Origin of the sequence: Streptococcus suis (assembly GCA_002831545.1) — a bacterium.
GTDB classification, from domain to species: Bacteria; Bacillota; Bacilli; order Lactobacillales; family Streptococcaceae; genus Streptococcus; species Streptococcus suis_P.
On record CP025095.1, the window covers coordinates 629,686 to 652,656 of the forward strand.

Here is a 22,971-nt window from a genome sequence, read left to right on the forward strand (position 1 = left end):
TGGGGCAACCCAAGTTTTTGGGAGTGGGAAAGAACTCGACTAGTAAAAAGAGTTCGTCTTCCCACCCCCGCACAGTTGATTAGGTCAGATTTGGAGTGTAAGACACGAACAAATCTGCCAATCAACCACTGCGGTGAGATGTTGACACTAACTTTGAGTAGTAGTGTTGATTTTTTTTACTCAGTTTTCACTATTTTGCTTTACATACTAGCTGCCTTGTGTTACACTATAGATACAAGACTAATAGGTAAAACAAACTAGTGATAGAAAACAAAGAAAATCACTTTTATTTTTATCTGACTAGTGTGTATTACAAACTAGATGGGGAGGCAGTATGAAATTGGACAAGATGAGACGAGAAAATTGGAAACTAGCAGGCATCACGCTTATGACGGCCATTATAACTGGCTGGGCTTTGGATTCTATTGTGATCTTAGGCATCCTGTTAGTATCAGGCTTACTGTTTGGATTTTTTGTAGAGGAAGAGGAAGACTTATGAAAGAAACCCAGATGCTCAAGGGGGTCCTGGATGGCTGTGTATTACAAATTATCAGTCAGAAGGAGATTTATGGTTATGAGTTGGTTCAGGAGTTGAGAAAACAGGGCTTTGAAAACATGGTCGGGGGGACAGTCTATCCCCTCCTCCAGAAGTTAGAAAAAAATAGCTTGATTTACAGCCAAAACAAGCCCTCGCCAGACGGACCCGACAGGAAGTATTTTTATCTTACAGACCAGGGCAAGGCTTATCTAGAAGATTTTTGGAGGCAGTGGACGGAATTGGTCCAAAAGGTTCAGCGATTGAAAGGAGAATAAGATGAGCAAACAAATGGAATACCGCAAGCAGATTGAAGTGATTGAAAACCAGCTGACCAAGGAAAACAAGGAGTATATGGGCCGTATCAATGGCTATATGATGATTGCCTCTGTCTTTCACAGGCAGGAAGAAGCAGTGACTGCCCAGCTTTTATCCATTTACCAAGATGTTCTGGAAGCCCAAAAAGATGGGCTTTCGGCGGAGGATTTTCTGGGCAAAGACAGCAAGCAAATGGCAGACGACCTACTCAGCTACCTCCCTCCGATTGGTTTCATGGAAGTCGCAAACCTGAGTTGCCTCATGCTCATCATTTACCTCGGCAGCCAATGGCTGATGGACTTTGCAGGGACAGGCACCATTTCCCTCAACTGGCTGGGATTGGTGTGTGACATGGTTCTCAGCTACCTCCTGCCAGCAGGGATTTTCCTCCTCATTCGCGGTTTGATTTACCAGACCAGCAAAATCAAGGTTTGGGCAAGCGTTCTCTGTATCCCCCTTCTTTTTCTCCTGATTTGCGGACTTCGTCTTTGGGCAATGCCCAAGGAACCTGACCTAGTCTTGACTGGCTGGGGGCTTGCAGTGCCACTTACCGTTCTCGGTTTAGCTCTGCTATTTTTCCAAAAGGAAAAGTTGGTCCGCTATGTCTTTTTACCGACCTATCTCTTTCTGATTGTTGGCGGTGTATTGCATATGGTCATGACCGTCCCAGTTTGGCTAAACTTACTATTGTTGCTCATTCCTGCAATTTCTAGTTGGCTAGGTGTTTGGTTGTTGGTATGGAAAAAGGAGAAGTAAGATGAACAAGCAACAGGAACATTTGAATGCTATTAGCAGCTTACAGGGGAAGTTGACCAAGGAAAACAAGGCCTATATGCGCAAGCTCCATGCTTACTTGATACTGGCGTCAGCCTTTCATGAGCAGGAGGAGAGGGCGACCGAACTCTTGCTATCTATTTATCAAGATGTCTTGGATGCTCAAGCAGATGGTCAGTCGGCAGAGGATTTTTTAGGCAAAGACAGCAAGCAGATGGCGGATGAACTCTTGTCTGACCTACCGCCCATTCGCTGGTACTATGGTCTGCGGTTAACAGGAATTATTTCCTTGGTCTATATTAGCTGGTTTTTCTTAGGTTTGTTTGGAGTGACTGGTGAAATGGTCCTAGAATGGCGGGGCTTGCTGTGCGATTTGCTTCTGGCGCTCATTCTGCCCAGCTCTGCTTTTTTCATCCTAAAGAACCTAGTCTATGAACGGTCAAAAATCAAGTCCTATCTGCTGATGGGGACGTGGGGGGTTAGTTTTGTGGGGCTGATTGTCTTGCGTTTTTGGATTAGTCGTCAGTTTTATGAGGGTCTTTCCCTGCCCTTGTGGGCCAGTCTTTTGGTGATTCTAGGAATCGCAGTTGGTCTCTTCTACTATCGCAGTAAGTCAGCAATTGTAGATACCTTGATTCCAGCCTATGTGCTAACGGTGCTCAGCGGCTTTAGTCAGCTGCTGGCCAGTCAGTTTGGCTACGGACCGCAGGATTGGACAGGTTGGTTGCCTCTTATCTTTATGGTTCTTGCCTTTTTCTCAACGCTTGCAGGCACATTTTTCCTATTGAAAAAGGAGAATATGACTTAGAAACAGGATCAGACTATGCTTTAGAGTAGTCTGATTTTTTGGTATAATGATTGAAAGATAGAAGAATAAAGGAGTTTCAAATGACATTTGAAGAGATTTTACCAGGCTTGAAAGCCAAGAAAAAGTACGTTCGCACAGGCTGGGGTGGGGCGGAGAACTACGTCCAGCTCTTTGACACCATCGAGGTTCACGGGCAAAAGCTGGAGGCGACGCCCTATTTCCTCATCAACGTAACCGGAGAGGGCGAGGGCTTCTCCATGTGGAGCCCGACCCCTTGCGACGTCCTTGCCACCGACTGGGTAGAAGTCCATGACTAAGACAGCCCTCATCACCGGCGTTTCCAGCGGCATTGGTCTAGCACAGGCAGGGATTTTTTTGGAAAATGGCTGGCGTGTGTACGGGATTGATCAGGCCAGCAAGCCTGATTTGGCAGGCGATTTCCACTTTCTACAGCTGGACCTGACAGGCGATTTATCGCCCGTCTTTTCCTGGTGTCAGTCAGTCGATGTCCTCTGTAACACCGCAGGCATTCTAGACGATTACCGTCCCCATCTGGATATCGAGGAGGATGAATTAGCTCGCATCTTCGCGGTCAATTTTTTTGCGGTGACTAGACTAACTCGCCCCTATCTGCAGCAAATGGTGGACAGACAGTCGGGCATCATTATCAATATGTGCTCCATTGCCTCCAGTCTAGCAGGAGGAGGGGGCTCAGCCTACACCGCCTCCAAGCATGCTTTGGCAGGTTTTACCAAGCAGCTGGCACTGGACTATGCCAAGGACAAGGTCCAGGTCTTCGGCATTGCCCCAGGTGCCGTTCAGACAGGCATGACCCAGAAGGACTTTGAGCCTGGTGGCCTAGCGGACTGGGTGGCAGACCAGACTCCGATTGGACGTTGGACCCAGCCCAGCGAAATAGCAGAGCTGACCTTCATGCTGGCTACTGGAAAACTCGCTTCCATGCAAGGCCAGATTATCACCATCGACGGCGGCTGGAGTTTGAAGTAGGAGGAAAGTGATGTTGATTTTTGATGATAATCCTCATGTAGCAGTAGTGATCTGTAAACACATAAGTGAAGCGAATAAACCGATAACCTACATCAGTCACGACTTGGAAGATGGGATGTGGCAATTTCTTTGTGGAGATATTCATGACATTGCAGATGTTCAATTAATTGCTTTAGTTGAGATACTCCAGTTTGGGATAACCGAAACACTTCTAAATCAAATTCCTTATGGATTTGAGGCTTTACTTGATCAAGCGAAGAATTGGCAAATTTCTAGAAAGGAACACCCATGACCCCAACAGAATTATGGCAAGAATTTCTTACTATCAATCCCCAAGCAGGTCCTGAGCCTGAGGCCTGGGCTTTTGGGGCGGAAGCTGATCGACTGGCTGATTTGGTGGCTAGAGGCATCAAAACCTCAACCAGCTCTGCCCATGCCCTCTATGAAGTAGAGGGAGAAGAAATTCCAAGAGCTGGTGGCTATGACATCATTCTGGACGGACAAGGTCAGGCTGTTTGCATTATCCAGACCACCAAGATCTATGTGACGCCCTTTTCCCAAGTGACGGAAGAACATGCCTATAAGGAGGGCGAGTTCCGTCAGGGAGGTAACTTGTCTGACATAAAAGCGAAAAGTCTGATCCACTGGCGACAGATCCATGAAGAGCTTTTCACTATCTGGCTGGCAGAAGCAGGCCTGTCCTTCTCAGAAGACATGCTGGTTGTCTGTGAAGAATTTGAATTGGTTTACCCTAAAATATAAGTTTTTTCTTGTTTGCACCTTGGTTTTGTAATATAATAATATAAAAACAAAACCAAGGAGAATCCTATGGATAAACAGCGTGTTATTAATTTGTTGGACCAACTTTCTCCCATTCTGGCTGGAAAAGAGGAAACAATCGGCAAAGAACTGACGGAGAAATTGCAGTCAGCCTTGCTTGTGACCAAGGAAGATGTGGCCAGTAAGGACGGTGTGGCTTTGGCAACCATTTTGTCAGGCTTTGTTCAAGCGGTATCCAATGCCAGCTTGCCAGGCAGTAATCTCCGTTTTACAGACCAAGAACGCCCTGTTTGGGAAGAGTTTAAAGCTCTGACGGAGCAAGCAAGAGAAGATGGTAAACGAGGTCTTCATTTAATATTCTAAGGAGCTCAGGCTCCTTTTTGCTTGACTTAAAACTTGGCACACTTCCGCTATTTTCCAAAAAAACTAAAATTTGCTATAATAGGAGTATATCATTGAAAAGAGAGAAAACTATGAGCAATAACTATGCAATTATCCTAGCGGCGGGTAAGGGAACTCGCATGAAGTCTGACTTGCCAAAGGTCTTACACAAAGTGGCAGGAATTACCATGTTGGAGCATGTGAAGCGTGCTGTTGATGCCATGGAACCTGCTAAGACTGTAACCATTGTCGGGCATAAGGCAGAATTGGTGCAGGCAGTTCTCGAAGGCCAGTCAGAGTTTGCCCTTCAATCTGAACAGTTGGGAACAGGGCATGCCGTTATGATGGCTGAGCCTGCATTGGCAGGCCTAGAAGGTCAGACCCTTGTTATCGCAGGAGATACACCGCTGATTACAGGAGAAAGCTTGAAGAACCTCATTAACTTTCATGTCAGCCATAAGAATGTTGCGACTATCTTGACAGCTCAGGCTGATAACCCATTCGGATATGGTCGGATTATTCGAAATGCTGATGGGGAAGTGCAAAAAATTGTTGAGCAAAAAGATGCCAACGATTTTGAAAAACAAGTGAAAGAAATCAATACAGGAACCTACTTGTTTGATAATAAACGTCTTTTTGAAGCGCTTAAAGATATTAATACGGACAATGCCCAAGGTGAATACTATCTGACAGATGTTATTTCGATTTTCCGTCAGGCAGGCGAGAAGGTCGGTGCTTATGTTCTTAAAGACTTTGATGAAAGTCTCGGTGTCAATGACCGCGTCGCTCTTGCGACTGCAGAAGCTGTTATGCGCAAACGAATCAATGAAAAACACATGATTAACGGCGTAACCTTTGTCAATCCAGAAGCAACTTATATCGACATTGATGTGGAAATCGGAGCAGAAGCGGTCATAGAAGCCAACGTTGTCTTGAAAGGGCAAACTGTGATTGGTGAACGTACTGTTTTAACCAATGGTACTCGTGTACGTGATGCGAAAATTGCAGCAGATGTAGTTATCAGCAACTCAGATATTGAAGAATCTGTTATTGAAGAAGGTGTGACGGTAGGACCATACGCCCATATTCGTCCAGGCAGTCTCCTGAAAAAAGATGTTCACGTTGGAAACTTTGTGGAAATCAAGGCCTCTACGCTTGGTCAAGGAACGAAGTCTGGTCATTTGACCTATCTAGGAAATGCAACGATTGGCAATAATGTTAACGTTGGTGCTGGTACCATCACGGTCAACTACGACGGTAAAAATAAATTTAAAACAACCGTTGGAGATAATGCCTTTGTTGGCTCTAACTCAACCATCATCGCACCAGTAACTATTGGGGACAACGCCTTGTTGGCTGCAGGTTCTGTCATTACAAAAGACATTCCAGAGGATGCCATCGGTATTGGTCGTGGTCGTCAAGAAAACAAAGAAGGTTATGCGACCCGCTTTCCCTTCCATCCAAGTCAAAAATAGGTAATCATATGAATTTTGAAGAAAAAACCATTGAGCGGACAGAAATTTTTAAAGGGCATATTTTTGATGTAGTAGTAGATGATGTTGCCTTGCCAAATGGTGGAACTGGTAAGCGCGAACTCATTTTCCACAAGGGAGCAGTTTGCGTTTTAGCCGTTACCCCAGAAGGTAAAATGATTTTGGTCAAACAATACCGCAAGGCCATTGAACGTACTATTTATGAAATTCCGGCGGGGAAATTGGAGCTAGGCGAAGAAGATACGCTTGAAGATGCTGCGTTGCGTGAATTAGAAGAAGAAACAGGCTATACTAGTGACAAACTGACCTTGTTGGCAGACTTCTATTCAGCCATCGGTTTCTGTAATGAACGAATTCGCCTTTATTTAGCAGATAACCTTATCAAGGTTGAAAATCCTCGTCCAATGGATGAAGATGAGGTGATCGAATTACATGAGGTAACCTTGGAAGAGGCTTTGAACTTGGTGGCTACTGGCGATATTTGTGATGCAAAGACCATCATGGCTATCCAATATTTACAACTCATGAGAAAGTAGGAAACTAGCAATGGGCAAGCCCTTGTTGACGGATGAAATTTTAGAGAAAGCGAAAAAGAAACAGTATTCCGACCAATCTAGCCAGTTTGGACACTATCGTCCAAACCAGGATATATCAATGGATGATGCTCTATTCGATCCATATCTAGAAGAAGATTATCAGGGATATGAAGAGGGACAAACGATCCGAATCCCGGTCAAACCTACTGTAGTAAAAAGTCGCCGTATCGAAACCATCAAGCGAGAAGCTTTCCGCAGTAAGGTAAACAAAATCCTTTTTTGGGTCATCATCTTACTGATAATGTTTATCATTGCAGTATTATTTATTTAGGAGAAGAGATGAAATTTGGAATTATCGCAGCCATGCCTCAGGAATTAAAGATTTTGGTTGAGCATCTACAAGATGCAACTGAAACCGATGTCTTGGGTCGAACTTACTATCAGGGACGAATCGGTCAACATGAAGTCGTTCTTGTTCAGTCAGGTATCGGTAAGGTTATGTCAGCTATGTCCGTGGCTGTTTTGGCAGATCGTTTTTCGGTTGATGTCATTGTCAATACAGGTTCGGCAGGAGCTGTTGCTGATGGTATTGCCATCGGTGATGTGGTTGTAGCGAATCAATTGGCTTACCACGATGTGGATGTGACGGCTTTCGGCTATTCTTACGGGCAAATGGCAGGGCAGGAATTGTATTATCCAGCCGACCAAGTCTTGTTAGAACAGCTAAGAACCGTTTTAGCAGAGCAGGAAATGATTGGTCATGTGGGTCTGATTGTGACAGGTGACAGTTTTATCGCAGGTCAGGAGAGAATTGCTACGATCAAAACTCATTTTCCAGAAGTCCTTGCCGTAGAGATGGAAGGAGCAGCTATCGCTCAAGCAGCTGTCAATACAGGTAAGCCATTCTTGGTTATCCGTGCCATGAGTGACACAGCTCAGGGAGATGCCAATATCACCTTTGATGAATTTATCATTCAAGCAGGAGAACGTTCTGCCCAGATCCTGATTGCCTTTCTGGAGAAAAATTAAGCAGATTTTGACAACAATACATTGAAATAGGATGGCAGTAGCAAAAAGTTGTTACTGTTTTTCTTATGCAGTAATTTGAGCCCGATATTATAAGGTTTCAGCCATCTGTCCCCATACAATTTCTGATAAGAGTTATTGAAAAGCTCGTGAAAATACTTTACAATTTTGTTTAAGAAAAATAATTTAGGAGGTTGTTATGGTTCAGCGATTATTGCTTGCAAATGATTTGCCTGGTGTGGGTAAGGTTGCCCTAGCCACTAGCATCCCAATTGCAGCAGCCTGTCAGGTAGAAACGATTCTTTTACCAACGGTACTACTTTCTTCTCATACGGGTGGTTTTCCAGATGTTGTCGTTGAAGATATGACTGACTTGAATCGAGCCTATTTTGAACAGTGGAAGAACTTGAATTTGGAGTTGGCAGGCATCTTGTCTGGCTACTGTAGAAATCCTCAGCAACTAAGTCAATTGGCTATGTATGCTAAACAAACAGAGACACCATTGATTGTTGATCCGGTCATGGGGGATGGAGGCAAGTTGTATACAGGTTTCACCCCTACCTATGTAGAAGCCATGAAAGAGTTGATCCAGTCGGCCAAGCTCATTCTTCCCAATGTAACAGAGGCAGCTTTTTTGACAGGGAGGGATTATTTGGGAGCTTGCTACGATAGGGCGGCTATTGAGTACTTACTGGAAGCTTTAGCAGAGCAGGTATCTGCAGATATTGTACTGACAGGGATTTCCTTTGATGATAGCCAAATAGGTGTAGCCTATTTTCAGCAGGAAACAGGGGAAATAACTACCTATATGTCTAAAAAATATCCAGCAAATTTCTTTGGAACAGGTGACATTCTATCTACCTTGTTGGCTGTAGCAACCACCCAACAAATCAATCTCCATCAAGCTATCCCTCTAGCTTTAGATTTTATCGACAAGAGTTTAGAGCGTACCCTTGCTTTGGATAGAGACTTGAAATTTGGGATTTCCTTTGAACCTTTTCTAGCAGAATTACAGCAGGCATTTCAAACATTAAAGGAGAAATTATGAAACAGAGTCAATTGCGTCAATTAACAGAAATTAGCCTATTTGCAGCCCTTATTTGTGTGGTTGTCTTCTTTATTCGTATTCCTTTTGGGAGTCAATTTGTCCATCTAGGCAATGCTCTGGTGGTAGTAGGAGTATTGATCTTTGGTGCCCAAAAAGGAGCGCTGGCAGCCTCACTCGGTCTAGGCATCTTCGATTTACTGTCGGGATATGCTTCTGTTGCTTGGATTACCATTCTAGAATCACTCATTGTCTGTTTTGTCCTCCACCTATTTTATGAGAAATTCCTACAGGCAAACGATAGTCTATCAAATATTATGTTGGTTGGGATAGTTGCAGCCCTCACAAAAATTATCTTGAACCTATTGAAGTATACATTGACGGGTAGTTTAGTCGGAGGGTTAACCTTCTCAGCTTCCTTCCTCGCAGCTTTGGGTAGAATCTTAGGAACCTATGGCACTGCAATTACGACCATCATTGCTGTACCAATCCTCTATCAAGTATTCAAGGGTTTATATAATGGAAAACAAGGAAAGCAATTGTAATAAAAAATGAAAACTTGAGGAAATTCTCAAGTTTTCATTTTTTATTGGTCTGACCTAGTTAGTGTAGTCTTTAATGATCTCAATAGACTCAATTTTTACATCTGTTTTAGGTTTATCGCTATTGTCTGTTTCGACTGAAGCGATTTTATCCACGATGTCCATCCCTTCAATGACTTGACCAAATACGGTATGCTTGCCATCTAAGTTTGGATTGCCTCCGTTTTTATAAGCGTCAATGATTTTACCAGGATAGCTAGAACTAGAGAGTTGGCTAGACATGTCTGTTGTATTTTGATTGATGAAAAACTGACTTCCATTTGTTCCCGCGCCAGCATTTGCCATAGAAAGTGAGCCACGAATGTTATAAAGGAAAGCTGAAATCTCGTCTTTAAAACCATTCCCAGCATCGATAGTAGTATCTTTTCCGGCCCAGATAGACTCTCCACCAGTACCATTTCCAAGAGGATCGCCACCTTGAATCATGAAATCCTTAATGACACGATGGAAGATCGTTCCATTATAGTATCCTTCCTTCGCATGAGTCAGAAAGTTTTCTACAGTTAGTGGTGCTTGCTCGGGGAAGAGTTTTATAGTGATATCGCCTTCGGTTGTTTTTATTTTAACAGCAGCCTCATTTTCACCAATTTCATTAGAAAGTTGAGGGAATGTAGCTTTGGGATTGTTAATGGCGTATGCCAAATCTTTGGCATATTGGCTAGAAGCAGTTGTATCAGCTGTCGTAGTCGAGCTTGGACTAGAACTAGATGCTGTAGAAGATGAGCTATTAGCTGTCGAGTTGTTTGTGCAGGCAGTTAGCAAGATGCTCGAAGCTAGAGCAAGAGCTAGTATTTTTTTCATTGAAAATCCTTTCTTGTCTTGTTGAAAATTATGCTCATTCTACCATGAAATATGGATTTTTTCAATTTTTATCTAGTATAAAAAGCGTATCTAAAACAATAATATGATATACTATATTTACAGATACAAAAGGAGAATAATGATGTTTGAGAACTTGTTTGCCCCAGATGGAAGCCTAGTATGGCATACGGTCCTTTTCTACAGTTTTTCCGCGATCATATTAGCGACGGTTTGTTTCCATATTATTAAAAATTTTATGGAATGGCACCACAACAATCGGGCGCCCAAAGAATCTTGCAAGGCTAAGCTTGTCTCTAAACGAACCCATGTTTTTGGTAACGAAGTAGCACGAACCAATTATTATGTAACGTTTGAATGGGAGGGAAAACGGCAGGAATTTCGCCTTCGTTCAGATGAATATGCCCTTTTAGCAGAGGGAGATGTAGGCACCCTGCATTTTCAAGGGACTCGTTTCCTAGGTTTTGAACGGCTCTAAGAGTCGTTTTTCTTTGGAGAATATCCCTATCTAGTATATAATGGTTTGAACACATGTTCGTACAACGCAAAAGAGGTATTTAAGATGATTCAATCAATCGGACAAGTTATGTTATATGTGAATGATATTGAGGCTTCAGCTCAATTTTGGAAAGAGAAAATGGGATTTGAACGTGTAGAAAAACAAGTGCAAGGCCCCCAAACTTCTTACATTATTGCACCTAAATCAGACAGTGAGGTACAATTTGTACTTCATGATAAGGCAGAGGTTGCTGAAATGGAGCCAGAATTAAACTTAGGTACACCATCAATCTTAATGACATCAGTAGATGTAGCCAAAACTTACGAAGAACTTGTTGAACGTGGTGTCACAACGAATCCAGTCATGGACCTTGGTTTCATGAAGGTAATTAGCTTTGCAGACAATGATGGAAATTATTACGCAATTCGTGAGGTAAAGTAAATGTCACTCCAGAATCGTGTTGAAGAAATGTATAAAGACCACGAGGTCAAACCCTATATTTCCCCCGAGCGTGACTTGGCAGCCTGGCTTTTGGAGGCCAAGCCTGTTCCCAAACGCAATATGGTTCGGCTAGAAGAAGGAATTTTGCCGGGAGATATTATTTTGCTATGGCGGATTAGCCTGGGTTCTTTTGAAACGACGACACCCTACTCCAAGTACTTTGAGTACATGTATGGTATCAATGGTCCTGCTCACATGGAGCAGTTGATCGCGGACGGTTATGCCTACGTCGAAACCGCTTTTGATTCATTGGATCATATCACCTCGACTGCCAAGAAAAATATCCTCAAAGCAGAGGGTGTGACAGGCCTGTCTAAGATGAAGGCGGCAGACCTCGACACTGCCCTCAAGGACAACTTGACAGAAGAAAAGCTGGCTCCATACTTTACTGTCCGTGGCTATGCCCTGACGGAAAAAGGCAGAGCTGTACTCGATAATCACCCAGAAGTGCTTGCAAAACACCCAATGAAGAAGATGTACAAGTAAAATAGAAAAGCTTTTGGAACGGCACCCAAAAGTTGGAATCATTCTAGCTTTTTGGGTGTTTTTATGTGCTAACAAGTCAATTTTTCTTGACAGAAAACGCTATCAATGATATTCTAGTGTAAATTATTGAAACGTTTCAAAAGAAAGGGGTAAACCATGGAAGAGCAAAAATCAATCACCATGAAAGATGTTGCGCGGGTTGCTGGTGTAAGCGTTGGGACTGTATCAAGAGTTATCAACAATGAGCCAGGTATTAAGGAAAGTACGCTTGAAAAAGTCAAAGCAGCCATCAAGGAATTGAATTACATCCCAGATGTCTATGCTCGTGGCATGAAGAAGAACAAGACAGAAACCATTGCCTTGATTATTCCGACAGTTTGGCATCCTTTTTTTGGAGAATTTGCCTACCATGTCGAAGTAGCCCTGAGCAAGAAGAACTACAAACTCTTGCTTTGCAATATCTCAGGCCCTAAGCGGGAACTAGACTATCTAACAATGCTACAACAAAATAAGGTGGACGGCATTATCGCCATCACCTATAGTCCAATTGATGATTACCTATCGTCCAATATCCCCTTTGTCAGTATCGACCGCACCTATGAAAACAAGGCCATTGCCTGTGTCAGCTCGGACAACCAAGCTGGTGCGGAGCTGGCAGCGGACATCTTGATTGAAAAAGGTGGTAGCCAATTTGCCTTTATTGGTGGGCACAATAAAACAATCAACGAAACCAAGAAGCGTAGATTGTATTTTGAAAAGCGAATTTTAGAGGCAGGTTTTCCTTGTCATGTCTTGGACTTGGAAGAGCCATATGATGACTTTGTCGGTCAAGTCGAAGAGTTTCTAATTTACAATCCACAGGTTGACGCTATTTTCACCATCAATGATTTTACTGCCCTAGACACACTTGCTGTTTTGGAAAAACTGGGACGACGGGTTCCAGAAGATGTGCAGGTGATTGGCTATGATGGTATTCAGTTGGCAAGTGAACGCTCTCTAGAACTTTCCACCATTCGTCAACCGTTAGAAAGAATGGCTCAAGAAGCAGTGGCTTGTTTGATTGATATCATTGATAGAAAAGGGCAACCACAACAAATCACCTTGCCGATTTCCTATGTTGAAGGAAAAACGACAAAAAATTGAAAATAGGGGTTGACAGAAAACGGTTACAATGGTAAAATAAAATCATCAATAAACAGTTGGTTTTATTTTTACAAGAAAAATGAAACGTTTCAAAAAACGGAGGGTTAGACCTCTTTCTAAAATCAATAAATTTGAAACGTTTCAAAAAGGAGTTCTTATGAAAACATCAAAACTGCAACAAGCTAGTCTATTCGATAGAATCAAGCAACAGAAACTCTTGTTACTGATGTTACTACCAGGCTTGGTCTTGACTTTCATCTTCCGTTACATTCCTATGTACGGAGTACTGATTGCCTTTAAAGACTACAATCCCTTAAAAGGGGTGCTTGGTAGCGAGTGGATTGGGTTTGAAGAGTTTACCAAGTTTCTCTCTTCTCCAAATTTCGGCACCTTGCTTGCCAACACCTTGAAATTGAGTGTCTACGGTCTACTACTAGGATTTCTCCCACCCATTATTTTGGCCATCATGCTCAACCAACTATTGAGCGATAAGGCTAAAAAACGGATTCAGTTGGTGCTCTACGCTCCAAACTTTATCTCGGTCGTAGTCATTGTCGGTATGATTTTCCTCTTCTTCTCAGTAGGAGGACCGGTCAACTCTATTCTAGGTATGTTTGGCATTGAAGCAAACTTCCTGACAGACCCAGACTTCTTCAGACCGCTCTATATTCTCAGTGGTATTTGGCAGGGAATGGGCTGGGCATCAACACTCTACACGGCTACCTTAGTCAATGTCGATCCGGCCTTGATTGAAGCAGCGAAACTGGATGGTGCCAATATCTTCCAACGTATCTGGCATATTGACTTGCCAGCACTAAAACCAGTTATGGTCATTCAGTTTATCTTAGCAGCTGGGGGCATCATGAACGTTGGCTATGAAAAAGCCTTCCTGATGCAGACCTCCCTCAACCTAACTAGTTCTGAAATCATTTCAACCTATGTCTATAAAATCGGTTTGGTGTCAGGTGACTACTCTTACTCAACAGCGGTTGGCTTATTTAACGCACTTATCAATATTATCCTGCTGATTGCAGTTAATAAGATTGTCAAACGCATCAATGATGGACAAGGCTTATAGGAGGTTCGTATGAATACACAAATGTACACAAAATTTGACAAGCGAATGCTGGTTGTCAATAAAATCTTGCTGGCATTTCTTGTTCTCATAACAGTTGTGCCTATGGTCTATATCTTAGTCGCTTCCTTTATGGATCCGCAGGCCTTGGTCAGCAAGGGAATTAGCTTTGATCCAAAGGATTGGACAGTAGAAGGTTACCAACGGGTATTTTCAGATAAATCCATCCTACGCGGATTTTTCAACTCCCTCTTTTATTCCTTCTCCTTTGCCTTTGTGACAGTGGCTATCTCAGTCATGACTGCCTATCCACTCTCGAAAAAAGATTTAGTGGGAAAAAAATGGATCAATGCTTTCCTAGTATTCACCATGTTCTTCGGTGGTGGACTTGTTCCGACTTATCTCTTGGTTAAAGATTTGGGAATGTTGAACACTGTCTGGGCCATTATTATCCCTGGTGCGGTCAATGTTTGGAATATCATCTTGGCACGAACCTATTTCCAAGGCTTGCCAGATGAGTTGGTAGAAGCAGCCGTTATGGACGGTGCCAATGAATTTCAGATTTTCTGGAAAATCATGATTCCACTAGCTAAGCCAATCATGTTTGTGCTCTTCCTCTATGCCTTTGTCGGTCAATGGAATTCTTACTTTGATGCCATGATTTACATCAAGAATCCAGACTTGGAGCCACTCCAACTAGTACTTCGTAAAATCCTCATTCAGAGCGAGCCTGCTAAGGACATGATTGGTGCCCAGGCAGCCATGAATGAAATGAAACGAATCGCAGAAATGATTAAGTATGCGACCATTGTCATCTCTAGCTTGCCACTCATTGTCATGTATCCATTCTTCCAGAAATACTTTGATAAGGGTATTATGGCTGGTTCATTAAAAGGTTAATAAATATCTTTCATTTTCTCTTTTCTTACGTCGTTAACTCACTTTGCCGTACCTCAGTACAGCCTTCAGTTCGTTGCCTAGTAATAAAAGGAAACTGAAAGATATTCTAAAAAATCAATTTACAAATACAGGAGGTTGTTTCTGATGAAACACAAATTTGGAAAAACAGTTGTTACGCTTCTAGCAAGTACCGTGTTGTTGGCTGCTTGTGGCTCAAAAAATACTGCATCAAGCCCTGATTATGAATTGAAAAATGTTCAATTCCCGCTGGAGAAATCAGTTACGCTTAAGTTCATGACAGCTAGCTCCCCCCTAGCTCCAGCTGATCCTAATGATAAGTTGATTTTCCAACGTCTTGAGGAAGAAACTGGCGTTCATATTGATTGGACAAACTACCAGTCAGACTTTGGTGAAAAGCGGAACTTGGATATTGCCTCAGGTGATTTGCCAGACGCCATCCATAATGACGGTGCTTCCGATGTGGAATTGATGAACTGGGCAAAACAAGGGGTTATCGTACCAGTTGAAGACTTGATTGATGAGCATATGCCAAACCTCAAGAAAATTTTGGATGAAAATCCAGAGTACCGTTCCATGATTACAGCTCCAGACGGACATATCTACTCATTCCCATGGATTGAAGAGTTAGGTGAAGGCAAGGAATCAATCCACACTGTTAATGATATTGCTTGGATCAACAAAGAATGGTTGAACAAACTCGGTCTTGAAATGCCAAAAACAACGGATGACTTGATTAAGGTCCTTGAAGCCTTCAAGACCCAAGATCCAAACGGAAATGGCAAGGCGGATGAAATCCCAATGGGATTCATCAATGGCGGAGGAAATGAAGACTTCAAAATTCTTTTTGGGGCATTCGGTGTTGGTGATAATGATGATCACTTAGTTGTTAGCAATGACGGAACTGTTGACTTCACAGCGGACAATGAAGACTACAAAGAAGGTGTTGAGTTCATGCGTACCCTTCAAGAAAAAGGTCTTCTAGATCCGGAAGCGTTTGAACAAGATTGGAATACTTACATTGCCAAAGGTAGTGAAAATCTATATGGTGTTTACTTCACTTGGGATAAAGCTAACATTACAGGTATGAACGATACTTATGATATCTTGCCTGTGTTGGCAGGGCCTGACGGAACCAAGCACATCACACGTACAAACGGTATGGGCTTCCAGCGTGACCGCATGGTTATCACCTCGGCAAATAAAAACTTGGAATTGACAGCCAAGTGGATTGATGCCCAATACGCTCCGCTCCAATCTGTCCAAAACAACTGGGGTACCTATGGGGATGAAACACAGCAAAATATTTTTGAACTTGACAAAGCAACCAATAGCTTAAAACACTTGCCATTAGAGGGGACAGCTCCAGGCGAATTGCGTCAGAAGACAGAAGTTGGTGGACCGCTTGCTATTCTTGATGAGTACTACGGAACTGTGACAACTATGCCAGACGATGCGAAATGGCGTTTGGACTTGATGCACGCAACCTATCTTGATTATGTGACCAACGATGACATCTACCCTCGTGTCTTCATGGAACAAGAAGATTTGGATAAGATTGCCCAAGTTGAAGCAGATATGAACGACTTCATCTACCGTAAACGTGCAGAATGGATTGTAAACGGTGGTATCGAAGAAGAGTGGGATAGCTACTTGAAAGAATTGGAAAACTATGGTCTTTCTGACTGGTTAGCTATCAAGCAAAAATACTACGATCAGTACAAAGAAAATCAGTAATTTAAAAGGAGGCTGCCTGTGAAAACAGTAGTAGAAGCCAATCAATTTATTCAAACAGAAAAAGGAAATGTCAATCCGATTTTCAAACCGCAAGCCCATCTGACACCAGAAACAGGCTGGATGAACGACCCCAATGGATTTATCTACTTCCGTGGAGAATACCATTTGTTCTACCAATTCAACCCTTACGAAAGTGTTTGGGGACCGATGCACTGGGGGCATGCGAAAAGTAAGGACTTGGTCAACTGGGAACAACTTCCAGTTGCCCTAGCTCCTGATAAAGCTTACGATAAAGACGGCTGTTTCTCGGGCTCTGCCATTGTCAAAGATGATGTCCTCTGGCTCATGTACACAGGTCACATCGTCAATGAAGACGGGACGGTTAGTCAAGTTCAGAACATGGCTTTCTCGACTGACGGTATTCACTTTGAAAAAATCGAGCAGAATCCAGTCGCAACAGCAGATGGACTGCCAGAAGAAGTGATTGCCAATGACTTCCGCGATCCGAAGATTTTTGAGAAAGATGGTCACTACTACTCTGTTGTCGCAACCAAGCACAAGGACAATGTCGGCTGTATCGTCTTACTCAGCTCCCCCAACCTGACAGATTGGACATTTGAGTCTATCTTCTTGAAAGGTGAGGCCAATCAAGGCTTTGTCTGGGAATGTCCTGACTACTTTGAAGTGGACGGTCAAGAGTACCTGATTATCTCTCCCATGCGTTACCAAAAAGACGGAAATGACTTTATCAATATCAACTCCAACATCTTTGTGACAGGTCATGTGGACTGGGATAAAAAGGTCTTTGTGGCAGATTCATTTAAGGAAATTGACCACGGACATGACTTCTACGCAGCTCAAACAACCCAAGGTCCAGAAGGAGAACGTGTCATGGTAGCCTGGATGCACACCTGGGGTCGCAAGTTGGTGACCAATGACCTAGGCCATAAGTGGTACGGTCAGATGACCCTTCCACGCATTCTCAAGAAGACTGAAAACGGATTGCACCAAGTGCTGCCAACAAGTGTCTTGGAAGCCTTCAAGGATATTGAAATTGGACAAAGTATCCAAGGTCCAAGCAAGCTCATTCTTAAACTGGAAGACAGTTTGGAACTAAAACTTGGAAACGACCAAGATTACCTGCAATTTGGTTACGATAAGGAAAGCCAAGAAGTCTATATTGACCGTAGTTCTCTTAAGATTCAGCAAGCTGGTGAAGAGGAGTGGTCAACGGTTCGCCGAGCAGTTACTGTTCAAGCGACAGACTTGCTGGTCTTGGTTGACACCAATTGTGTGGAAATCCTTGTCAACGACGGTCAAGAAAGCTTGACCTCAACTTTCTACGTAGAAGGTGAGCGTACTATTAAATAACATTGCCCCCCTAAATTATTCTTTCACTCCAAGAGAAGTCCTGTGTATAATGCAGGGCTTTTTCTGATATGAAAAATATTCTCAATTATGATAAAATAAAGAGATTGAGAAAGTTGAGGATTTTATGGCAAAAACGAGTAAAAAAGGAAAGGCTACGAGGCGACCAACCAAGGCAGAATTAGCACAGCAAGAACGTGTTAAAAATATCACCCTTCGAGTATTGGGGCTTTTATTCATTGCCTTTGCAGCCAGTCGCCTAGGTGTGTTTGGAGTGACCAGCTACAATATTTTCCGGCTATTATTTGGTAGTCTGGCCTATCTATTATTGGCGGGTGCATTTATCTACCTTCTTATTCCCAAAGTCTTACGCGAAAGAGAAGGGGCCATATCGGGCTTCTGGCTGATTGTTATCGGGTTATTAATTGAATTTCAGGCTTACTTAGATTGGACCTACCAAGGGAGTGACTTATTCGGTCATACTCTAAAATTGGCCTTGTCAGACCTAGCTAAGTTTCAGGTAACAGCATTTCTAGGCGGAGGGATGATTGGAAGTATCTTCTATCTGCCAGTCTCCTTCCTCTTTGCAAATGTCGGTTCCTTCTTCATCGGTCTTCTAGTGATAGTATTTGGTATCTTTTTTGTAAGCCCATGGTCTGTTTATGATGTTGCCGATGGCTTGGCGGTTGCCAAAGATAAGTTGGTGGAGACGCAGGTAAAAAGAGCAGAGCTTCGAACACAGAAAAAAGCAGAACGAGAAGAAAAACGTCAGCAAGAATTAGCTCGTCTAGAAGAGGAACGCCTTCGTCTAGAGGAAGAGGAAGAGTCAGCTCGGGCTTTGGCACTGGTAGATAGACATGTCGATTTAGAAACGGGTGAAATCCTCGAAGAAGAGCCTGTTCAAATACCGATTATTTCAGAATATGACCACTTAGACATAGAAGATGAATTTCCTATTATGTTGGCAGAAGATGACCAACCAGCACAATCAAACTCGGCAAGCCAGGCTTCTGAACCAAATGAGTTTGAAAAGGACGAGACAGATGTGGAGATTGATTTCAAGCCTAAGCAGAGACTAGCATATAAACTTCCGTCCATAGACTTATTTGCTCCTATAAAAGCTAAGAGTCAGTCCAATGAAAAACGAATTGTTCGTCAGAATATTAAAGTTTTAGAAGACACCTTTGCTAGTTTTGGAATCAAGGTAGTAGTTGAGCGTGCTGAGATTGGACCATCGGTAACCAAGTATGAAGTCAAACCAGCAGTCGGCGTCCGTGTCAATCGGATTTCTAACCTAGCTGATGATTTGGCTCTAGCCCTTGCGGCTAAAGATGTCCGTATTGAAGCTCCTATCCCGGGAAAATCACTGGTCGGTATTGAAGTTCCAAACTCCGAAGTGGCTACAGTACCTTTCCGTGAGCTCTGGGAACAATCTAAAACAGACCCAGACAAACTTCTGGAAATTCCTCTCGGTAAGGCTGTCAATGGTTCCGTCCGTTCCTTTAACCTAGCACGTATGCCCCATCTATTGGTGGCTGGTTCAACTGGTTCAGGGAAGTCTGTTGCTGTCAACGGTATCATCTCTTCAATTCTAATGAAAGCTGGTCCAGACCAAGTTAAGTTCATGATGATTGACCCCAAAATGGTCGAATTATCGGTCTATAATGATATTCCCCACCTATTGATTCCCGTTGTGACCAACCCACGCAAGGCTGCTCGAGCTCTTCAAAAAGTAGTGGATGAAATGGAGAAACGCTATGAGTTGTTTAGCCAAATTGGTGTCCGAAACTTGGAAGGTTATAATGCGAAGGTCGAGGAATTTAATAGCCGTTCAGAAGAAAAACAAATTCCACTTCCCCTCATTGTTGTCATTGTGGACGAGTTGGCAGACTTGATGATGGTGGCCAGCAAGGAAGTGGAAGATGCCATTATTCGATTGGGGCAGAAGGCTCGTGCAGCAGGTATTCACATGATTCTTGCCACTCAGCGTCCGTCTGTTGATGTTATCTCTGGTCTGATCAAAGCCAACGTACCGTCTCGTGTTGCCTTTGCGGTGGCGTCTGGCACCGATTCAAGGACCATCTTGGGAGAAAATGGTGCGGAGAAATTGCTGGGTCGTGGAGACATGCTCTTCCATCCAATTGGAGAGTCTGCCCCTGTTCGTCTACAAGGCTCCTTTATTTCTGATGACGATGTTGAACGAATTGTTAACTTTGTCAAGGAGCAAGCCGAGGCAGAATATGACGAAACCTTTGACCCTGGAGAAGTGGCAGAAGGCGATAGTGATACTGGTTTCGGAGACGCGGGCGGCGACCCACTCTTTGAAGAAGTACGAGCCTTGGTTGTAGAAACGCAAAAAGCTAGCGCATCCATGATTCAACGCCGCCTATCTGTCGGTTTTAACCGAGCAACCAGACTGATGGAAGAATTGGAAGCAGCAGGAGTTATTGGTCCCGCAGAAGGCACCAAACCCAGAAAGGTATTGGAAACACAATAATGAAATTTGAAACAGTCCACCATATTGCTATTATCGGTAGCAATTATGAGCAAACCAGAGAATTTTATGTCGACAAATTGGGTTTTGAGCAGTTGGACGAACACATCCGACCAGAAAAAAATGACATTCTTTTCAACGTCAAAAAGGGAAATATGGTCTTGGAAATTTTTATCAAGCCGGATGCGCCTATTCGTCCAGCCATGCCCAATCCAGAACATACAGGTCTACGTCATCTCGCCTTTCAGGTTGCAGATGTGGAGGCTTGCCTGGAAGAGTTTGACCGTTTGGGCATTCGACATGAGCCCCTGCGTACAGATGATTTTGATGGGAAGAAGATGGCTTTCTTCTTTGATCCAGATGGTCTGCCACTTGAAATTCATGAATAAAATAAGCCCCTTGTAGCCTTGAGGCTACAGGGGCTTTGTTCTAGGATTTGAGTGTTAATACAGCGATGACTAGGGCTAAATACATAAAGAAGGTTAGGATAAAACTAGCTCTCCAGAAGACCTTGAAAAAACGCTTATAGGAGAGTTCCTTTTTCTTAAAGAGGAAGAAGGCACATAATCCCATAGATAGAAGGGAGAGGGCTAGAAGTAAATGAGGCAGCAAACTACTGTAGTAAATCCTGTCTGAGATGAGATAAAATTCAAGGGCATAGAGCGGAAAGGCAATATCAGCAAAGTTTCTACCATATTTTTGCAACCTAAAAAACTTGACCGCAATGATAGAAATTGCCAAGGTTAGAAAGATAAAAAGGACTGCAATAATTTTTGTAAAAAGAATTGATTCAAACATACTTTCATTCATACTTTCATTCTATAAAAAATGTGAAAAAAAGTAAACATAAAGCTTGCATTTATTTGAAAATCATGTATAATGAAAAGGTATGTGCAAAACACATATTTGTGGGAGGTAAAAATCTGTAATTACCGCCAAAACCACAATAGGAGGATTTTATATCATGGCTAAAAAAGTCGAAAAACTCGTAAAACTTCAAATTCCTGCAGGTAAAGCTACTCCAGCTCCACCAGTCGGTCCAGCACTTGGTCAAGCAGGTATCAACATCATGGGATTCACAAAAGAGTTTAACGCTCGTACAGCTGACCAAGCTGGTATGATCATCCCAGTAGTTATCTCTGTGTATGAAGATAAATCATTCACTTTCATCACTAAAACACCACCAGCTGCTGTTCTTTTGAAAAAAGCTGCAGGTGTTGAAAAAGGTTCAGGTACACCAAACAAAACTAAAGTTGCAACAGTTACTCGTGCACAAGTACAAGAAATTGCTGAAACTAAAATGCCTGACTTGAACGCTGCATCTCTTGAAGCTGCAATGCGTATGATCGAAGGTACTGCTCGTTCTATGGGATTCACTGTTACTGACTAAGTAGCACCCAAGATTATCTGATTACAAGGAGACATATAACATGGCTAAAAAAAGCAAAAACTTGCGTGCTGCTCTTGAAAAAATCGACAGCACAAAACTTTACAGCGTAGAAGAAGCTGTTGCTCTTGCAAAAGAAACTAACTTCGCTAAATTTGATGCGTCAGTTGAAGTTGCTTACAACTTGAACATCGACGTACGTAAAGCAGACCAACAAATCCGTGGTGCAATGGTATTGCCAAACGGTACTGGTAAAACTTCACGCGTTCTTGTTTTCGCACGTGGTGCTAAAGCAGAAGAAGCAAAAGCTGCTGGTGCAGACTTTGTTGGTGAAGATGACCTCGTTGCTAAAATCAACGGTGGTTGGTTGGACTTCGACGTTGTTATCGCAACTCCAGATATGATGGCTGTTGTTGGACGTCTTGGTCGTGTACTTGGTCCACGTAACTTGATGCCAAACCCTAAAACTGGTACAGTAACAATGGATGTTGCTAAAGCAGTTGAAGAGTCTAAAGGTGGTAAAATCACTTACCGTGCTGACAAAGCAGGTATCGTACAAGCTCTTATCGGTAAAGTATCATTTGACGCTGACAAACTCGTTGAAAACTTCAAAGCTTTCCACGATGTAATGGCTAAAGCTAAACCAGCTACAGCTAAAGGTACTTACATGACTTCAGTATCAATTACAACAACACAAGGTGTTGGTATCAAAGTTGATCCTAACTCACTTTAATAAATAGAAAGATTGTCTTAGGGCAATCTTTTTTTCTATAAGGAATATGAATTAGAAACAGTATACATCTGAGTTTATCAATTTGAGAACTCTAAAGTTATTTTGGAAGTGGGCTACTGATACTATAACTCAAACATGTCCATTTCCTAATTCAAACCATTATAAACCATACGCTTGCTCGAAAGTTTTGTCTGCGACCTTATAATCGATTGCAAAAATACTTGAAAAAATTTAAAATGTATGGTAAACTACTTACAACGCATTGATATAAGGAGTTGACAGTTCTTATGAAATGTCTTACCATTAGACAGACAGACAGACAGACAGACAGACAGACAGACAGACAGACAGACAGACAGACAGACAGACAGACAGACAGACGGGTGTAGACTGTCTCTTTGATTTTCTATAGTTTTTTTGTGGCGGACTTCGGACAGAAGTTTCCGCCTTTTGTCGTTGCGTCAGTTGGAAAAGAGAGGAGGATACCTAGTAAGATATGTAAACT

At 42.7% G+C, this 22,971-nt stretch carries 30 protein-coding genes; 28 read left to right on the forward strand and 2 right to left on the reverse strand.

Features of this window, described 5'->3' with window-relative positions; genetic code table 11:
- The first annotated feature begins 75 nt into the window (after window positions 1-75).
- The 16 genes from CWM22_03245 (at window position 76) to CWM22_03320 (ending at window position 9,249) form a co-directional block, all read left to right on the forward strand.
- Entirely contained in the window at window positions 76-261 is a 186-nt protein-coding gene (locus CWM22_03245) for a hypothetical protein (protein ID AUC90995.1), read from the forward strand.
- Window positions 262-334: 73 nt separating this feature from the next.
- Complete coding sequence (locus CWM22_03250; protein ID AUC90996.1) at window positions 335-499, forward strand: hypothetical protein; 165 nt, start codon at window positions 335-337, stop codon at window positions 497-499.
- The gene (locus CWM22_03255; protein ID AUC90997.1) at window positions 496-813 is read left to right on the forward strand and encodes a PadR family transcriptional regulator; all 318 of its coding nucleotides are present in this window, start codon (window positions 496-498) and stop codon (window positions 811-813) included. The genes CWM22_03250 and CWM22_03255 overlap by 4 nt, the downstream gene beginning before the upstream one ends.
- 1 nt (window position 814) lies before the next feature.
- Window positions 815-1,609, forward strand: a complete 795-nt coding sequence (locus tag CWM22_03260) for a hypothetical protein (GenBank protein ID AUC90998.1) — start codon at window positions 815-817, stop codon at window positions 1,607-1,609.
- 76 nt (window positions 1,610-1,685) lie between these two features.
- Complete coding sequence (locus CWM22_03265; GenBank protein AUC92830.1) at window positions 1,686-2,435, forward strand: hypothetical protein; 750 nt, start codon at window positions 1,686-1,688, stop codon at window positions 2,433-2,435.
- A gap of 80 nt (window positions 2,436-2,515) precedes the next feature.
- Window positions 2,516-2,752 carry a DUF2829 domain-containing protein gene (locus CWM22_03270; GenBank protein ID AUC90999.1) on the forward strand — a complete coding sequence of 79 codons (237 nt, stop codon included), beginning with the start codon at window positions 2,516-2,518 and terminating at the stop codon, window positions 2,750-2,752.
- A complete protein-coding gene (locus CWM22_03275; protein ID AUC91000.1) occupies window positions 2,745-3,443 on the forward strand; it encodes a 3-oxoacyl-ACP reductase in 699 nt (232 codons plus the stop codon). The genes CWM22_03270 and CWM22_03275 overlap by 8 nt, the downstream gene beginning before the upstream one ends.
- A 115-nt stretch (window positions 3,444-3,558) precedes the next feature.
- Window positions 3,559-3,735, forward strand: a complete 177-nt coding sequence (locus tag CWM22_03280) for a hypothetical protein (GenBank protein AUC92831.1) — start codon at window positions 3,559-3,561, stop codon at window positions 3,733-3,735.
- Complete coding sequence (locus CWM22_03285; protein AUC91001.1) at window positions 3,732-4,205, forward strand: ASCH domain-containing protein; 474 nt, start codon at window positions 3,732-3,734, stop codon at window positions 4,203-4,205. The genes CWM22_03280 and CWM22_03285 overlap by 4 nt, the downstream gene beginning before the upstream one ends.
- Window positions 4,206-4,271: 66 nt before the next feature.
- Window positions 4,272-4,586, forward strand: coding sequence for a hypothetical protein (locus tag CWM22_03290; GenBank protein ID AUC91002.1), 315 nt, complete (start codon window positions 4,272-4,274; stop codon window positions 4,584-4,586).
- A 110-nt stretch (window positions 4,587-4,696) separates the two neighbouring features.
- Window positions 4,697-6,079, forward strand: coding sequence for a bifunctional UDP-N-acetylglucosamine diphosphorylase/glucosamine-1-phosphate N-acetyltransferase GlmU (glmU, locus tag CWM22_03295; GenBank protein ID AUC91003.1), 1,383 nt, complete (start codon window positions 4,697-4,699; stop codon window positions 6,077-6,079).
- Window positions 6,080-6,087: 8 nt separating this feature from the next.
- Window positions 6,088-6,633 carry an NUDIX hydrolase gene (locus tag CWM22_03300; GenBank protein ID AUC91004.1) on the forward strand — a complete coding sequence of 182 codons (546 nt, stop codon included), beginning with the start codon at window positions 6,088-6,090 and terminating at the stop codon, window positions 6,631-6,633.
- 10 nt (window positions 6,634-6,643) lie between these two features.
- Entirely contained in the window at window positions 6,644-6,964 is a 321-nt protein-coding gene (locus CWM22_03305; protein ID AUC91005.1) for a hypothetical protein, read from the forward strand.
- A gap of 8 nt (window positions 6,965-6,972) precedes the next feature.
- The gene (locus CWM22_03310) at window positions 6,973-7,662 is read left to right on the forward strand and encodes a 5'-methylthioadenosine/S-adenosylhomocysteine nucleosidase (GenBank protein AUC91006.1); all 690 of its coding nucleotides are present in this window, start codon (window positions 6,973-6,975) and stop codon (window positions 7,660-7,662) included.
- Window positions 7,663-7,858: 196 nt separating this feature from the next.
- Window positions 7,859-8,707, forward strand: a complete 849-nt coding sequence (locus CWM22_03315; protein AUC91007.1) for a phosphomethylpyrimidine kinase — start codon at window positions 7,859-7,861, stop codon at window positions 8,705-8,707.
- On the forward strand, window positions 8,704-9,249 hold the full coding sequence (locus CWM22_03320; protein ID AUC91008.1) for a hypothetical protein: 546 nt from the start codon (window positions 8,704-8,706) through the stop codon (window positions 9,247-9,249). Before CWM22_03315 ends, CWM22_03320 begins: the two co-directional genes overlap by 4 nt.
- A gap of 54 nt (window positions 9,250-9,303) precedes the next feature.
- On the opposite strand, the gene CWM22_03325 is transcribed toward CWM22_03320, so the two are convergent.
- Window positions 9,304-10,107 (reverse strand): peptidylprolyl isomerase, encoded by an 804-nt coding sequence (locus CWM22_03325; protein ID AUC91009.1) that lies wholly within the window; start codon window positions 10,105-10,107, stop codon window positions 9,304-9,306.
- Window positions 10,108-10,249: 142 nt separating this feature from the next.
- Between CWM22_03325 and CWM22_03330 the strand changes: the two genes are divergently transcribed.
- From CWM22_03330 to CWM22_03375, 10 genes are all read left to right on the forward strand, one after another.
- Complete coding sequence (locus CWM22_03330; GenBank protein ID AUC91010.1) at window positions 10,250-10,603, forward strand: DUF2500 domain-containing protein; 354 nt, start codon at window positions 10,250-10,252, stop codon at window positions 10,601-10,603.
- A gap of 84 nt (window positions 10,604-10,687) precedes the next feature.
- Window positions 10,688-11,065 (forward strand): glyoxalase/bleomycin resistance/extradiol dioxygenase family protein, encoded by a 378-nt coding sequence (locus CWM22_03335; GenBank protein AUC91011.1) that lies wholly within the window; start codon window positions 10,688-10,690, stop codon window positions 11,063-11,065.
- A complete protein-coding gene (locus CWM22_03340; protein ID AUC91012.1) occupies window positions 11,066-11,611 on the forward strand; it encodes a hypothetical protein in 546 nt (181 codons plus the stop codon).
- Between the two features lie 156 nt (window positions 11,612-11,767).
- On the forward strand, window positions 11,768-12,754 hold the full coding sequence (locus tag CWM22_03345; protein AUC91013.1) for a LacI family transcriptional regulator: 987 nt from the start codon (window positions 11,768-11,770) through the stop codon (window positions 12,752-12,754).
- A 157-nt stretch (window positions 12,755-12,911) separates the two neighbouring features.
- Entirely contained in the window at window positions 12,912-13,832 is a 921-nt protein-coding gene (locus CWM22_03350; protein AUC91014.1) for a sugar ABC transporter permease, read from the forward strand.
- Window positions 13,833-13,841: 9 nt separating this feature from the next.
- A complete protein-coding gene (locus CWM22_03355) occupies window positions 13,842-14,729 on the forward strand; it encodes a carbohydrate ABC transporter permease (GenBank protein ID AUC91015.1) in 888 nt (295 codons plus the stop codon).
- A 144-nt stretch (window positions 14,730-14,873) separates the two neighbouring features.
- Window positions 14,874-16,484 (forward strand): ABC transporter substrate-binding protein, encoded by a 1,611-nt coding sequence (locus CWM22_03360; protein AUC91016.1) that lies wholly within the window; start codon window positions 14,874-14,876, stop codon window positions 16,482-16,484.
- A gap of 18 nt (window positions 16,485-16,502) precedes the next feature.
- Window positions 16,503-17,855 (forward strand): beta-fructofuranosidase, encoded by a 1,353-nt coding sequence (locus CWM22_03365; GenBank protein ID AUC91017.1) that lies wholly within the window; start codon window positions 16,503-16,505, stop codon window positions 17,853-17,855.
- A gap of 124 nt (window positions 17,856-17,979) precedes the next feature.
- Window positions 17,980-20,349 carry a cell division protein FtsK gene (locus CWM22_03370; protein AUC91018.1) on the forward strand — a complete coding sequence of 790 codons (2,370 nt, stop codon included), beginning with the start codon at window positions 17,980-17,982 and terminating at the stop codon, window positions 20,347-20,349.
- Entirely contained in the window at window positions 20,349-20,735 is a 387-nt protein-coding gene (locus tag CWM22_03375; protein AUC91019.1) for a VOC family protein, read from the forward strand. Before CWM22_03370 ends, CWM22_03375 begins: the two co-directional genes overlap by 1 nt.
- A gap of 40 nt (window positions 20,736-20,775) precedes the next feature.
- Here the strand turns inward: CWM22_03375 and CWM22_03380 are convergent, their stop codons facing one another.
- Window positions 20,776-21,144: a DUF3397 domain-containing protein gene (locus CWM22_03380; protein AUC92832.1), complete on the reverse strand. Its 369-nt coding sequence runs from the start codon at window positions 21,142-21,144 to the stop codon at window positions 20,776-20,778.
- Between the two features lie 166 nt (window positions 21,145-21,310).
- On the opposite strand from CWM22_03380, the gene rplK reads away from it, so the two are divergent.
- Both rplK and CWM22_03390 read left to right on the forward strand, forming a co-directional pair.
- Window positions 21,311-21,736 (forward strand): 50S ribosomal protein L11, encoded by a 426-nt coding sequence (gene rplK, locus CWM22_03385; GenBank protein AUC91020.1) that lies wholly within the window; start codon window positions 21,311-21,313, stop codon window positions 21,734-21,736.
- Window positions 21,737-21,776: 40 nt separating this feature from the next.
- Complete coding sequence (locus CWM22_03390) at window positions 21,777-22,466, forward strand: 50S ribosomal protein L1 (protein AUC91021.1); 690 nt, start codon at window positions 21,777-21,779, stop codon at window positions 22,464-22,466.
- Window positions 22,467-22,971: the final 505 nt, after the last annotated feature.

Coding starts and splice junctions, on each gene's coding strand:
- CWM22_03250 (AUC90996.1), top strand. CDS start 335: ATGAAATTGGACAAGATGAGACGAGAAAATTGGAAACTAGCAGGCATC.
- CWM22_03255 (AUC90997.1), top strand. CDS start 496: ATGAAAGAAACCCAGATGCTCAAGGGGGTCCTGGATGGCTGTGTATTA.
- CWM22_03260 (AUC90998.1), top strand. CDS start 815: ATGAGCAAACAAATGGAATACCGCAAGCAGATTGAAGTGATTGAAAAC.
- CWM22_03265 (AUC92830.1), top strand. CDS start 1,686: ATGCGCAAGCTCCATGCTTACTTGATACTGGCGTCAGCCTTTCATGAG.
- CWM22_03270 (AUC90999.1), top strand. CDS start 2,516: ATGACATTTGAAGAGATTTTACCAGGCTTGAAAGCCAAGAAAAAGTAC.
- CWM22_03275 (AUC91000.1), top strand. CDS start 2,745: ATGACTAAGACAGCCCTCATCACCGGCGTTTCCAGCGGCATTGGTCTA.
- CWM22_03280 (AUC92831.1), top strand. CDS start 3,559: ATGTGGCAATTTCTTTGTGGAGATATTCATGACATTGCAGATGTTCAA.
- CWM22_03285 (AUC91001.1), top strand. CDS start 3,732: ATGACCCCAACAGAATTATGGCAAGAATTTCTTACTATCAATCCCCAA.
- CWM22_03290 (AUC91002.1), top strand. CDS start 4,272: ATGGATAAACAGCGTGTTATTAATTTGTTGGACCAACTTTCTCCCATT.
- glmU (AUC91003.1), top strand. CDS start 4,697: ATGAGCAATAACTATGCAATTATCCTAGCGGCGGGTAAGGGAACTCGC.
- CWM22_03300 (AUC91004.1), top strand. CDS start 6,088: ATGAATTTTGAAGAAAAAACCATTGAGCGGACAGAAATTTTTAAAGGG.
- CWM22_03305 (AUC91005.1), top strand. CDS start 6,644: ATGGGCAAGCCCTTGTTGACGGATGAAATTTTAGAGAAAGCGAAAAAG.
- CWM22_03310 (AUC91006.1), top strand. CDS start 6,973: ATGAAATTTGGAATTATCGCAGCCATGCCTCAGGAATTAAAGATTTTG.
- CWM22_03315 (AUC91007.1), top strand. CDS start 7,859: ATGGTTCAGCGATTATTGCTTGCAAATGATTTGCCTGGTGTGGGTAAG.
- CWM22_03320 (AUC91008.1), top strand. CDS start 8,704: ATGAAACAGAGTCAATTGCGTCAATTAACAGAAATTAGCCTATTTGCA.
- CWM22_03325 (AUC91009.1), bottom strand. CDS start 10,107: ATGAAAAAAATACTAGCTCTTGCTCTAGCTTCGAGCATCTTGCTAACT.
- CWM22_03330 (AUC91010.1), top strand. CDS start 10,250: ATGTTTGAGAACTTGTTTGCCCCAGATGGAAGCCTAGTATGGCATACG.
- CWM22_03335 (AUC91011.1), top strand. CDS start 10,688: ATGATTCAATCAATCGGACAAGTTATGTTATATGTGAATGATATTGAG.
- CWM22_03340 (AUC91012.1), top strand. CDS start 11,066: ATGTCACTCCAGAATCGTGTTGAAGAAATGTATAAAGACCACGAGGTC.
- CWM22_03345 (AUC91013.1), top strand. CDS start 11,768: ATGGAAGAGCAAAAATCAATCACCATGAAAGATGTTGCGCGGGTTGCT.
- CWM22_03350 (AUC91014.1), top strand. CDS start 12,912: ATGAAAACATCAAAACTGCAACAAGCTAGTCTATTCGATAGAATCAAG.
- CWM22_03355 (AUC91015.1), top strand. CDS start 13,842: ATGAATACACAAATGTACACAAAATTTGACAAGCGAATGCTGGTTGTC.
- CWM22_03360 (AUC91016.1), top strand. CDS start 14,874: ATGAAACACAAATTTGGAAAAACAGTTGTTACGCTTCTAGCAAGTACC.
- CWM22_03370 (AUC91018.1), top strand. CDS start 17,980: ATGGCAAAAACGAGTAAAAAAGGAAAGGCTACGAGGCGACCAACCAAG.
- CWM22_03375 (AUC91019.1), top strand. CDS start 20,349: ATGAAATTTGAAACAGTCCACCATATTGCTATTATCGGTAGCAATTAT.
- CWM22_03380 (AUC92832.1), bottom strand. CDS start 21,144: ATGTTTGAATCAATTCTTTTTACAAAAATTATTGCAGTCCTTTTTATC.
- rplK (AUC91020.1), top strand. CDS start 21,311: ATGGCTAAAAAAGTCGAAAAACTCGTAAAACTTCAAATTCCTGCAGGT.
- CWM22_03390 (AUC91021.1), top strand. CDS start 21,777: ATGGCTAAAAAAAGCAAAAACTTGCGTGCTGCTCTTGAAAAAATCGAC.